This window comes from Nocardia spumae, assembly GCF_020733635.1.
Classification (GTDB): domain Bacteria; phylum Actinomycetota; class Actinomycetes; order Mycobacteriales; family Mycobacteriaceae; genus Nocardia; species Nocardia spumae.
This window is the reverse complement of sequence record NZ_JAJFZL010000001.1, coordinates 3,285,262-3,298,182: the sequence shown is the minus strand read 5'-3', so window position 1 is coordinate 3,298,182 and position 12,921 is coordinate 3,285,262. Positions and strand designations below refer to the sequence as shown.

The window sequence follows — 12,921 nt, the reverse complement described above, 5'->3', positions numbered from 1 at the left end:
GTGTGGCCGGGGGGCGCGCCTTCGGCGTGTGAGGCGGATTCGGGGCGTCGGAGATCTCTCATATAGCCGCCCACGGCGCAGACCCACCCGATCCCGCCGCCTCACGTCGACGACGTGCACAACACAGCCGACAACCAATGTTTAGATGCGCATATGTTCGTAGCGCAACGTTGACGCCAGCCAAGGCGGGCAAAGACGGCGAATCGACCCTGACGGGCGGTTCAGCTGTCGGCGCGAAACGTCTCGAAAATAGCACCGCACGTGGGCAAACGACGGCTGTATCAGGACGTCACAGGTCCACAAACAGCAACAAACAGCAACCAGCAACACTGACCAACAACCACGAACCCGCAGGTCGCGCCGCTTCGCCGGACAAAACCAACCGGTCATCAGTAGCATCGAAGGATGCGATCGATGTGTTGGTAGGCGATCCGCAGGTCGTCCAGATGGTTGGTTGACGGACGCCGTAAATGGGCTGAACCGCAGGTCAGCAGAGTTCGACACGGCATGAACCAGTGGATTAGGGCCGCTGATAGCAGTCGATCACCGAGTCTCCGGAAACCTACAGAACGTCGACAGGACGTCGCGGAATTATTGTCCCTTCGGAACCCCTCGACTGGCGGCTGGCAAGCCCGCGTAAGCGTCGTCGTAGCCTCTCGATCGCGCGTGACGGGTCCATGACCTCCGCCGAAGCCGTCCAAGGGTGTGCCGCCTGCCGGCGGCACAGCAGGTCGCGGTTCGGTGGCACCAGTGGAAAGACCCGACCCAGGTAGCGGAAAAGACCCGGCCACACCTCCTGCCAGGCCGACTTCGGGCCAAACAGCAGACGCGCGATCCGCGAGCAGGCCACTTTCAAAAGTTGGCCATACCGTCAATCTTCTGGATCAGTTTGTGGGTTTGCTGGACCTCGGTAAGGCGGCTAGGGGCTCTTGCTCAACGCCGTGCGACGGTACGCGCGTGTTCGCGAACCGGACCGACTGAGCCATCTGCCTCAGCGTCGTGCGCGCTTGGTCAACCCGTATCGCGAACACCTGCGGGGCGGCGCACCGCAGGGCTACGCGTTGCGGTGCTGCAGGCGCACCGAAACGAACTGTGATGTCGTTCTCGGTGCGCGCCCAGCTTGCGAATCGCGGCCCCGGGCCGGCCGTTGCGCTTATCCGTATGGAAGTCTCACGCTGATCCCGCCCCGAACAGCTCTCGGCCCCACAAGCGCGTCCCTTGACGCACAGGGGCCACACCGGCCGCGGGACGTTCCTGCGGTCCATCCCCGAAGACCATCAGAAGTTAGCGGCGCGGAATGCCGACTGTTTCCGCCGTCGAAGATCCTCTGCTACAACTGCTCGCCTGCCTCCGCAGCGGACGCGGTTCTCGAGCGTGCCTGGCAACTGCCGGACGAATACGCCAAACGCAGCACATCCAGTGGAACGCCTCACTCACCCGGAGGAGTTCTACATCGGCCGCCTCACCAAATGAAGCCAGATTCTCACGCTGCCAACTATGCAGGAGAACATCATTCGTGGGCTGCGCATCGGTACGCTGATCAGCGCGGCTTGCCGCGAACGGATTTGACGCGACTGGTCCGCGGTCGCATCCACATCGCCACGGTGAACGGCGAATTCAACCGCCTCACCTGTGCAGACTTCACCAACAGAGCTCGAACCAGCCCCTTCGCTCACCGATTAGCGCGTGCCACTGACATAGTATGGTCGGGCGCCGATTGCCGGGGATGGCAACCGAAGATCGGCGATAGACGCCAACTCGTCGCGAGCCTGCAAAACGAGTAACTGCGCCGGCGCTCGTCGATAACAGGACTCTACGGAGGCGTGTCCGTATGCAACGCTGCACAGCCTGTGGTGCGGGACTTACCACTGACGAGTTGAGCCATTGCGCCGTCTGCGGCTCAGCCGAACTGGTAGCTGGTGACCTACCGAAATCCAGCGCAGGTTTTCACATCAGCTTCACTATCTTCGGCTGTGACAACTGCGGGCAGATCGTCGGAGTCGCAGGCCTCCCCTCGGACCGATGCACCACGTGCGGCTCGGAACTGCAGCTCGTCGACCGGCAGGCAGAGGTTCGTGCACAGCATTTCGGCGCCGACCTCGTCCGGTTGCAGGAACGACTCGAGTACGCACAAAACATGGAGTTCTCCGACAGCGGCGACCGCATCCCGGCCGGTGAGTTCCGACAGTGGCTGTTTACATCGATTCAGACCACCGCCGATTGGGCCGATCGTCTACCTGAACAGATGGGGGACGGTGACTTCGACGATCCCGGTGACGCCCGCACCGCCTCCGCGTGGTCGAATCTGCTGGGACTGACCAACGAGATGCTCGATCTCGCAATAGATCTCAAGTCCAGCCCCGCCCCGCCGACGCTGCTGTCCGCGCATCGCGCAACGACAGCAGGCATCGTGCTCTTCGGTGCCGCCGCGGTGGGGTTCTTCACCACATTGACCGCGCCGACCGCCGAGGTGGCACGCGAGCGAATGGACGCCAGCCAACAGATGCTGGACTCCGCATGCGAGGTGGTCCTCAAAGCGGCCAACCTGATGACGCCACTCGATCTCGACACGACAACCGCCGCAAGCGGGTCGTCACTGGGATCCGTGTTTCCGGAGCTGGCCGACATCGCCAAACGAGATCCGGTGATGCTCAGGCCGTTGATCCCGCTCGTCACAGTCGCCAGGGGCATGCACGACCAGCAACGCCGAGCTCGTCGAGCCGCCGCAGTCCGCGCTGCGTTCGATGCTGCGGCCGCCGCACAAACACAGTGGATCGGCGACTTCGACTTCCTCCTGACGACCTGCTCGAAAGCGTGGCGCAAGCTCATCACCCAGCACCAGCGCCTTACCCAACTGGTGGACGCGGACGACCGCACGCGACCAGGGTGGATCGACGACCTGCTGGACATCGGCGCGAAGTTGGTGGAAGGCCCATACCGCGCATACGGAAACACCATATTGGACGCACGGAAAGTGGCACACGGCGATATCGATCGTCTTGACAGCACAACGGCTGGAACAGCTTCGTTCGGCACGGTACGCGCCAACCTAGCGACTCGTTGCCCCGAACTGGCCGAGAACATCTACCCAATCATCAGACATGCATCCGCACATTACGACTACCAGCCCGAAGGCCAAGTCGTTCGTATACAACACCTTCCGCCGAGGGGCAACGGCACGCCGCTCGTGGAGACCTACACCTTCGATGACTTACTCGCAGCGGTCGCCAACCTTTCGGAGCACACCATCGCGATGGCGAACGGCGTCACCGGCTGGGTGTGGTCATATTCCCCGGTTCCGGATCGCGAGCGTTTCCGGCGCGACTGGCTAACGGCCTGAGCGACCGGTCACCCTCGCCCGCGGATCGGTCCGCGTACCCTGGGCCACGACGTCGTCAACGACATTCGACCGGCGTTCACGCCTCACCTGGACTGGCCCGGCTATCGCGAGTCGCCGGCCGCGCTACCGCTTAGTGTGTGTTCATGCTGGATGTGGTGATTCTGGGGTTGCTGGCGCTGCGTCCGTTGTCCGGGTACGACCTCGGCAAGTGGATAGACGGGCCGGGCCGGTTCATCGGGTACAGGGTGACGTTGCCGCAGATCTACAGGACGCTGGCCAAGCTGCGCGATCGCGGGCTGGTAGGTTTCGCGGTGGATCCGCGCGACGGCAAACCCGACGCCAAGGTGTACACCCTCACCCAGCCGGGACGCCTGGCACTGCTGGAATGGGTTCGATCTCCGTACGAGCCCGCGCCGCGTCCGATGGATCCCGACTTCATGGTGCGGTTCCTGCTCGGCGGCATGTTCGGCCGCGATATCGCCATCGAAATACTGCGCACCGAACTGGACTACCGGCGCGCACAGGTGCGCACACCCACCCGCATCGACGAGGTCACCACCGCCCTGTCCCCCATCGAGGACATCGATCCCCGATGGGCGGCAGAGGTTCTGCGGGCCGGCCACGAACAGGGCCGCGCGTCGACCGCAGCCTATATCGGCTGGCTCGAGGTCACGCTGGCCGACTTCGAGAACCGCCCGGCCGATGTGCGCTGAATCCTCCGCAGCCGGCTCATCTTCGGGCTGAGCCGGACCCGGTGATCACACCTGGTGCAGGGTGACCAGCGAGTACGGCGGCAGCGTGCAGGTACCAGCGACCGATGTCCTTGTCTGCGACACGGTGTCGCCGGGAGCGAAAGCGGGTGTGGCAGTAGGTGACGCGGTGTAGATCGTTGCCTGTGCTCCGGCCAGTTCCGGCGGCAGAGCGACGGGCAGGACCCGGTCGGAGACGTTGATCAGGATCGCGCTGGTGCGGCCGTCCGCGGTCAGTTCCGCACCCGTGAAGGCGTCGACGAGTCCGGCTGTGGTGGGCTCGAGCAACACGGCGGGGATCTCGAGGTCCGAGCCGAGGGCCAGCGGTCGAACGTCGGTTGCGCCGGTGACTGCGTGATAGATCGGTGCCAGCGCCCAGTTCAGGGCGGTGCGGCCGTAGAGCTGCGAACCGCCTGAGCCGTCGGCGATCAGCGCGTGCAGCGCTTGGTTGGTGGTACCGCCACCGCCGGTGTCGCCCGAGGGGGCACCGTTGAGCGCGCAATGCACCACAGCCATCCGCACCCGTGGCTCGAGCAGCGCCCGCACCGTGAACGACGCCACGCTCAGCGCACCCACCCAGGTCTGCGGCAGCGCGGGCAGCAGGTTCAGCGGCGGGATGGCTTCCTGACCCATCTGGTTGTATTCGGTAAGCCAGATATCAAGGCCCGCAGGCACGTTCGGGAACGAGTGCCGAGCCAGGCTGTTCCACGCCGCGCAACCACCGGCCGCGGTGGACGACAGATCAGCGCTGATCGGGTCGACGATCCAGTAGGGATGGAAGACGACGGCGTCGGCGCCACGGATCGTGTCGTACAGGCCCTGGTTCCAGCCCGACAGCCGCTGATCGAGGGCGCTGCCCAGCATTCCCTCCACCACCGCGGCCACACCGATCGCCACGTCGGGGAACTCGGTGCGGATGGCCGCGATCCAGTCGTTCATCGCCCGCGCGTAGTCGGCGCCGGTGGCGAAGACCGCGGTGTACCGCGACATCGGCACCCACAGCTCGTTGCCCAGCTCCACATACCGCACAGCCATGCCGAGCCGGCGCGCTTCCCGCAGCATGTCCAACTGGTCATCGAGGGTGGAGTTGACGACGTTCAGATCGAAAACCGGCGTGGCACCGGTGCGTCGGATCAGCTCGGCCCAGTCGGTGAGCAGCAGCGGCGGCCTTCCGTCGTTGCGGCCGGCGAAGTCACCGCCGGCAATGTCCCGGAAAAGTCCGGTGCGCCAATCGATCCACTGCGACGTCGTGCCGCCCTGTACCCGCAGCAGACCCGGTCCCAGAGCGGCCAGCGCATCCGCGAACGCGGGATCGTGCCACTGCCGGGCATTGTCGGCCGAGATGATGCGGGCACCGTTCACCCCGAGGAAGTCCCGGCCGAGTCGCCGTTGCCCGGGACCTGCGGTGAGCACCAAGCCCGGCGCCGGCTCGGCCGACACCGGCAGCGTTCGGGTGGCCGCGAACAGCACCGCGCCGCCCGCCGCACCGAGCGTGAATGCGCGCCGGCCGACTGCCCTTGGCGACTGGGATGGGTGGGTGGTCATGGGCTGCATTACCTTTCGTCGCTGTTCGCCACGCACCGGACATCCGGATGCCGGTTCGGGTCCAGCGCGTGCAGGGTCAGGTCGACGGTGCGCGGGTCGGCGCTCTCGGCGAGATGGCCGGCCAGATCTTCGGGACAACCGTCCTGGATGAGGATGTTGGTGACGTCCGGGGCGTCGATGAACGAGCTGGTGTAGGGAGTCACCACGCGATCGGTCCGGGTTCCGATCAAGGTGTACCGCACCCCGGCCGCGGTCATCCCGTTGCTGTCGAGGGCGGTCAGGAAGGGCGAACCGGCGAGCATGTCACGCAGTGCGGGCGGCAAGCCGGGCAACGCCGAGGCGACCGAGCCGATCTCGGCGCTGCCCGCCGAGATCGTGACACCGTGCTGCGGTCCGCTGATCGCCACCACCTGGCGGACCGGGTGCGAATCCCGTTGGGAAAATGTCAAACTCACCGCGCGCGCGATCAGTCCGCCCTGCGATTTCCCGACGACATCGACCATGCGGGCACCGTTGAGCTCGAGGATCCGATCGATCACCGCCGCCAGATAGTCGACCGACACCGACAACGGCTCGGTGGAATCGTAGTCGGGCCCGTACACACACCGGCCGTCTGCGACGAGCCCCTGGCGCGTCAGCCCGAGACTGGTGTCGACCGTGGCGTTCGTGCCGTGAATCAACACCACCGGAACTGCCCCGGTACCCGCAGGACAGGCAGTGAGCGAATCCAACGGCGTCGCTCCCGAGGGCTCACCGCTCGCGGCCCCCGGGCACATCAGCCCGGCCGCAGCCACCACAGCAGCCACTGCAAACCCATGCCGCGCACCCACTCATACCTCCCATAAACGATTTCCATGCACATATGTCACACGCACCTCAATCGAACTATAAGATGCATGTCGCGATCTGGGTATGGTTTGCATATGTGCAGTGGAACATATGACGGATGGTTGCCATCCGGAGCTCAGCCCGAAGAATCGTTCGATGACGTCGAACCGCAGGGCCAGGCGAGTGAGCCCTTGCCACCGGCCGGTTTCCGGCGGCGAATCGAGGTTGCGTCCCATAGCGTGGTGTAGGAGCGGCAGCTGACCGGTTGCCGCGGCTCGATCCCGAGACAGCAGGGTGGTCATCGCGTGATCCTTCAACAAGACCGACCAAAGTCTTTGAAGGAAGAAAGTTCTCACGCGATGACCACTATTCAGCCTATCGAGCCGAACTCCCTGCTGTCCGAGCAACTGGCCACCGCCAGCCCCGACCTGCTGCGCGGCATGCTCTCGACATTCATCCAGACCCTGATGAGCGCCGAGGCCGACGCCGCGTGTGGCGCCGGCTACGGCGAACGCTCCGAGCAGCGGGTCAACCAGCGCAACGGCTACCGCCACCGCGACTTCGACACCCGCGTGGGCACCATCGACGTGGCCGTGCCGAAACTGCGTCAGGGCTCCTACTTCCCGGACTGGCTTCTCGAGCGCCGTAAACGCGCCGAACGGGCCCTGACCAGTGTGGTGGCGACCTGCTACCTACTCGGAGTCTCCACCCGCCGGATGGAGAAGCTCGTCGAATCCCTCGGTGTGACAAGCCTTTCCAAGTCACAGGTGTCGATGATGGCCCGCGACCTGGACGCTCAGGTTGAGGCGTTCCGCACCCGCCCGCTCGACCAAGGCCCCTACACGTTCGTCGCCGCCGACGCCCTGGTGCTGAAGGTGCGCGAGAACGGGCGCGTGGTCAACGTGCACTGCCTGGTGGCCACCGGTGTCAACGCTGATGGCTAACGCGAAATCCTGGCATCCAAGTGACATCCGGTGAGGACGGGGCCGGCTGGCTGGCGTTCTTCCGTGACCTGGTCGCCCGCGGCCTGAGCGGGGTTCGCCTGGTCACCTCCGACGCTCATGCCGGTCTCGTGGCCGCGATCGGCGCCACGCTGCCCGGCGCCTCGTGGCAGCGGTGCCGAACCCACTACACGGTCAATTTGATGAGCGTGTGCCCGAAATCGTCATGGCCGTGGGTGCGCACCCTGCTGCATTCGGTGTTCGATCAGGCAGATACCGAATCGGTTGGAGCCCAATATGATCGGATGCTCGACGCCTTGACGGAGAAGCTACCGAGGGTGGCCGAACATCTCGATAAGGCACGGGCGGATCTGCTGGCGTTCACCGCGTTCCCGAAACAGATCTGGCGCCAAATCTGGTCGAATAATCCGCAGGAACGACTGAACAAGGAGATCCGTCGCCGCACCGATGTCGTCGGCATCTTCCCCGACCGGGCCGCGATCATCCGCCTCGTCGGTGCGGTGCTGGCCGAGCAACACGACGAATGGATCGAAGGCCGCCGCTACCTCGGGCTCGACGTCCTCGCCCGCTCCCGAACCACCAGCGCCACCGAAGCCGACCCCACCGAACAGGAGGAAACCACCCCCGCAGCACTCACCGCCTGACCGAAAACCGGATCATGCGGTGATCACACTGCTACACCACGCCCCGGGACTTGACCTTCATACAGTTCAAGCTCAACGAGATGTCGTCGCGAAACGAACATCACGAGTTCGAGGAGATTGCCACCCGCATTGCACGGAAGAGAATCAGCTCAAACCTTCTCATCGCCACGGGCCCGGTCAGCTCCGGTGGCGACCAGCAGCGAGACGCCGAGACGTACACAACCCGAATCCCCGACGAGCTGCCGCATTCCGCTGGCTTCTCAGCCTCGGCGTCCACCAAGCCCGTTGTGGTCGCATGTACGGTTCAAAAGGGCGGGCTCAAGAAGAAGGTCCTCGATGACTTGACCGGCATATGCGCCCCTGAAGCTGACGCCGTCGCTCACGTCGCGTTCTTCAGCGTGCACTCCATCGCGGAAGGCATCACCCACGAACTCAAGCAAATAGCTCGCGAGACCTACGCCATCACTGTCGACATCTTCTGCGGCGCTGATATTGCGACGCTGCTCGCTGAACCTGACCTGGTCTGGGTCGCGCGGCACTACCTCGACCTGCCTTCCTCTATGGTCCCGCCGCCCGAAGGCGATTCCAGTCCCCTGTGGTACGCCGACTTACTGGAGAGTCTCCGACGTAACCGCGGGCCGGTTGTGCTCACGCCGGCAACCCAGGGCGAAATCACTCGCGGTCTGCGGTATGCCATCTGGGACAAAACTGCCAACGCTGACCTTCCCGAGTGGCTCGACTTCATGGGCACCTTCCTCACTCACACGCACGCCGGCATGGACACAGAACTTGTTTTTCGCGCCTGCTACGAGATGGCGGTCGCTCGTTTCCGCGGCATGGGCATCGCCGACGGCATCGAAGACCTCATTCGACGCGCCATTGACTACGCCTACGGCAGTGATCACGCCAACATCGTTGAGGACGCCCTAACCCTGGCGGCCTACTGGGGCGGCATGTGGAGCACCGGTGTCGGAAAAGCCGATCCCACCGAGATCTCTGAGAGACTCAGTCTTCTACGTTCACACGTGGCGCGAATGCGGGACACCACCGATCCAACGGTTTATCCCGTTCGTGCGGCTACGCTGACCGGAGCCCTCGCATACAGCCACCTCATGCCGGAATGGCTCAAAGTAGAGCAAAAGCTCGGCAAACCTCAGCCAGTCGATCGCGCACCTCTCGCTGGCGTGGAACTCGGCGGAGTCGAAGTCGATATCACGGGGATGGCCGAGGTGTTCAATATAAGCGCTGCGATGGAGCATCTCGACCAGCTCGTCGAGCTACTGCCCAGGGCTCGCGCATACTCGGCCCGTCAACTCGCCACCGTATTCAACTTGTTCGCTCCGCTCGCCGTCGATCACCCCAGCTACACCAAAGTGCGTGACGGACTGGATTCCACCATCGCCTCAGTCGAAGGCGACGCCGCACTGGCCGGCAGATGCCGCAACCGCGCGGTGGCATTCATGAAGGCAGACAAGCCGCTCGAAGCATTAACGGAACTCCACAAAGCCAAAGTCAACTGGTTCAACGGCGACACCCTGTACGGCGCGCTCCTGATGATGCGCGCCATCGCTTCGATCTATGACGATCTCGGTCTGACGTACGCCGCGAAGATGTACGCTTGCAGCGCTGCCGCGATCGCGGATGCACACAGCGACACAGAGACGAAAAAGCACTTGCCGACGGCGATACTAGAAGCCGCCAGATACGCCCAGAACGTCGGCAACTGGGCAGACGCTGCGGGACTGACTGAGCTCGCAGTGATGGCTCACCACTACTACCTTCCAGACTCTGACGACTTCGAAAAATACCCGGCCCTTAACGAAGCTCTCATGACAGAAGCTCTCGAGGTAGCTGCCGTCCGCAAGTATTGGCCGGAACTAGAGCCCATTATCGAGCAGGCACATACCCACACCCCATGGTTCGCCATGGTCGGCGAAATCATCGAAGGTGCCGGTAACGACGGATTCGCGATGTCCGAAGATACGTTCCAAGAGGGCGCCGCCCAACAACTTACAGGTCCTGTCTTCGGCGACCTCGGGCCCACTCGAATCATCGACTTCACCGCCCTCGGCGTCCGCTGGGTCTTCACCTTTGACAACGAGAGGACCAGTGTCCTGGGCGCCGAAGGGCTCTGCGGTACCTTCCAGGTGTTTCTCGCAGACATCGCGACGCGCGACCCCGTGTTGATCAAGAGCACTGTGCGAATCAACGTCGAAGTCGGAGGTGACGACGGCTACGAAACCGACAGCTTCACCGTCGACCTATCCTCACCCGAACCCGCGGTCACCATTAGATTGCCAGCCCACATCCTCAGTGACCAGCCGAACAGCGCAGTCGCGGCATCGCGGGCCTTCCAGCTCCTAGATGTCGTCAATGCCCGCCCTTCCAGTGACCTGTTGGACCTGATGGAACCCATGTTCATAGACGGTCTTTCCCACAAGTTATTCGCGGGCCGCCCGTATGAAGAGGCAGCCGGCCTTCTTTCACCTGAGCACTACCAACGATGCGCCGCAGCGTCCCGCCCAGCTTCGTCAGCACAATTCAAACCGACGGAGGCAACTCCCCTTACTGCCACAGCCAAACCCGGCCCCGACTACGACCACAAGGAGGCACTACAAGCAATCCACGAACGGTACGAGGTTGGTTTCACAACACTGCGGTACACCTACCGCCGCATTCTCGCCGACGAGAACAGCCGAGCTACTATCGAGCGGCTACGCGGCGCTGGCTGGCTTGACTGGCAGATCTTAATCACTCTATCGAACCTGGTATTCAACTGGCGCATCAAGAAATCTGGAACGACATTAGATCTCAATAATCCGTCCAAAGTCCGAAGTTTGGCCATGCGACCAGAGACTCCTGATTCACCGGAGGTGCCGCTGGAAATTTTTTGCGACAGTGCCGCTGTCGAGATGAGCGCGCAGGTATCGATGGCGGCGGTGGCATCCCGCTGGAAGTTGCGCGGCCGGACCGAAGTACGTAATGAAGGCGCGCTGCGAGAACTCCTCACTCGCCGCTATCAGTGGTCAGTCGACGACGTCCCTCACCGGGACATCCTCAACAGCATCGATGAGAGAGGCAATCTGATCCCGTTCGTCGAGCTTCGACCGGCCGATTAGGGGTCTTCGGCACGCGCCCACGGGTATCGACAGATCTCGGTCCAACGGCCGTCGTCTGCTCCGCCGGCCCGATGCGCCACGCAAATCGACGATTCGCGGCCGATACCAACCACCGGCACACCCGAAACCCGATTGCACCTCGGGACACAACGGTCAAAGACGGGTGGACTCGCTCATCCGCCTGGCCACGCCCGCGGGGCCCACCGAAGCAACGGCGCCACAGTGACAACCAAGCAGGTCCCTCGTATGGCCGCCCGCGGCGCAGATCTACCCGATCCTGCCGCCGCACGTTGACGACGTGAACGACACAGCGGGCAGCTAATGTCAAGATGCGCATGTATTCGTAGCGCAGATTGATGCCAACGCATGCAAAGACGACGAATCGACCCTGACGGGCGGTTCAGCTGTCGGCGCGAAAGGTCTCGAAATAGCACTGCACGTGGGCAAACGACGTCTGTATCAGGACGTCCACAGGACGTCACAGGTCCACAAACAGCAACAAACACCAACCGGCAACACTCATCAACAACCACGAACCCGCAGGTCGCGCCGCTTCGCCGGACAAAACCAACCGGTCATCAGTAGCATCTAAGGATGCGATCGATCTGGAAGGGTTCCATCGCGTTCGGGCTGGTGAACGTCCCGGTGAAGGTCTATACCGCCACCGAGGACCATGACATCAGGTTTCATCAGGTCCACGCCAAGGACGGCGGCCGGATCAAGTACGACCGTGTCTGCACTGTGTGCGGGGAATCCGTGGCCTTTGCCGATATCGATAAGGCCTACGAATCGCCCGAGGGTGACAAGGTGATTCTCACCGACGAGGACTTCGCGAAGCTCCCGGTCGCCGAGAAGCACGAAATCCCGGTCCTGCAATTCGTGCCGTCCGAGCAGATCGATCCCATTCTGTTCGATCGCAGTTATTATCTGGAGCCCGATTCGACGACGCCGAAAGCGTACGTGTTGCTGGCGAAAACCTTGGATCAGGTCGATCGGGTGGCCCTCGTGCATTTCACGCTGCGGCAGAAGACGCGACTGGCCGCGCTGCGCGTGCGCGACGGTGTGCTCGTCCTGCAGACCCTGTTGTGGCCGGACGAGGTCCGTGCCGCGGAATTCTCCTCGCTCGACGATGCCGCCGCACCCCGGTCCCAGGAGGTGGCGATGGCGCAGACGCTGGTCGACAGCATGTCCGAGGATTTCGATCCGGGCCAGTTCACCGACGACTATCAGATCGAGCTGAAGAAGATGCTCGACGAGGCCATCGAATCCGGGTCCGATCGAGTCACCCGGCACGAGGAACCCGAACCGGCACAACAGGATGCCGAGGTCGTCGATCTGGTGGCGGCACTGCAGCGCAGCCTCGAAGCCACCGGCCGCGGCGGGAAATCCGACGCCTCCTCCGAGGGGCGCGGCACGAAGAAGGCGGCGAGCAAGGCCACGAAATCGACCGGCCGGGCGACGAAGTCGGCGTCGAGTTCGAAATCCGGTGCGTCGAAATCCACGGCGAAGAAGTCGGCGCCCAAGGCGGCCAAACAGACTCGCAAGGGCGCGTAGGCACAGGGCGGCCCGACCGCCACGCCCCAGCAAATCCGGCAATCGTGAGATATCCGACTGATTCGGCGCGCCGTTTGCGCGTGGGTCGGCCATACTTTGGCGGGGACGGGCAGCTACCGTACGGTGCAATCACAGTTCGACCCGGTCGGGGCCCGGATCGTCCCGAACCACATTTTTTCG

General features: G+C 63.4%; 7 protein-coding genes and 1 pseudogene. 6 read left to right on the top strand and 2 right to left on the bottom strand.

The window, feature by feature from the left end; genetic code table 11:
• Nucleotides 1–170: 170 nt before the first annotated feature.
• The 3 genes from LKD76_RS14680 (at nt 171) to LKD76_RS14670 (ending at nt 4,053) form a co-directional block, all read left to right on the top strand.
• Nucleotides 171–458, top strand: a complete 288-nt coding sequence (locus LKD76_RS14680) for a hypothetical protein (RefSeq protein ID WP_227981887.1) — start codon at nt 171–173, stop codon at nt 456–458.
• 1,373 nt (nt 459–1,831) lie between these two features.
• Nucleotides 1,832–3,340 carry a hypothetical protein gene (locus tag LKD76_RS14675; protein WP_227981886.1) on the top strand — a complete coding sequence of 503 codons (1,509 nt, stop codon included), beginning with the start codon at nt 1,832–1,834 and terminating at the stop codon, nt 3,338–3,340.
• Nucleotides 3,341–3,483: 143 nt separating this feature from the next.
• Nucleotides 3,484–4,053 carry a PadR family transcriptional regulator gene (locus tag LKD76_RS14670; protein ID WP_227981885.1) on the top strand — a complete coding sequence of 190 codons (570 nt, stop codon included), beginning with the start codon at nt 3,484–3,486 and terminating at the stop codon, nt 4,051–4,053.
• A 45-nt stretch (nt 4,054–4,098) separates the two neighbouring features.
• Here LKD76_RS14670 and LKD76_RS14665 read toward each other — a convergent pair whose 3' ends face one another.
• On the bottom strand, nt 4,099–5,634 hold the full coding sequence (locus tag LKD76_RS14665; RefSeq protein ID WP_227981884.1) for a hypothetical protein: 1,536 nt from the start codon (nt 5,632–5,634) through the stop codon (nt 4,099–4,101).
• Nucleotides 5,635–5,642: 8 nt separating this feature from the next.
• Nucleotides 5,643–6,320 (bottom strand): esterase/lipase family protein, encoded by a 678-nt coding sequence (locus tag LKD76_RS14660; protein ID WP_308188526.1) that lies wholly within the window; start codon nt 6,318–6,320, stop codon nt 5,643–5,645.
• A 501-nt stretch (nt 6,321–6,821) separates the two neighbouring features.
• Between LKD76_RS14660 and LKD76_RS14655 the strand changes: the two are divergent.
• The 3 genes and pseudogenes from LKD76_RS14655 (at nt 6,822) to ku (ending at nt 12,741) form a co-directional block, all read left to right on the top strand.
• Nucleotides 6,822–8,068: pseudogene (locus tag LKD76_RS14655) on the top strand (IS256 family transposase).
• A gap of 50 nt (nt 8,069–8,118) precedes the next feature.
• Nucleotides 8,119–11,187 (top strand): hypothetical protein, encoded by a 3,069-nt coding sequence (locus LKD76_RS14650; RefSeq protein WP_227981883.1) that lies wholly within the window; start codon nt 8,119–8,121, stop codon nt 11,185–11,187.
• A 594-nt stretch (nt 11,188–11,781) separates the two neighbouring features.
• Nucleotides 11,782–12,741, top strand: coding sequence for a non-homologous end joining protein Ku (ku, locus tag LKD76_RS14645; protein WP_227981881.1), 960 nt, complete (start codon nt 11,782–11,784; stop codon nt 12,739–12,741).
• Nucleotides 12,742–12,921 lie beyond the last annotated feature (180 nt).

Excerpts from the sequence above, each read along its gene's own strand:
- LKD76_RS14675 (WP_227981886.1), top strand. The coding sequence starts at position 1,832 with ATGCAACGCTGCACAGCCTGTGGTGCGGGACTTACCACTGACGAGTTG.
- LKD76_RS14665 (WP_227981884.1), bottom strand. The coding sequence starts at position 5,634 with ATGACCACCCACCCATCCCAGTCGCCAAGGGCAGTCGGCCGGCGCGCA.
- LKD76_RS14670 (WP_227981885.1), top strand. The coding sequence starts at position 3,484 with ATGCTGGATGTGGTGATTCTGGGGTTGCTGGCGCTGCGTCCGTTGTCC.
- ku (WP_227981881.1), top strand. The coding sequence starts at position 11,782 with ATGCGATCGATCTGGAAGGGTTCCATCGCGTTCGGGCTGGTGAACGTC.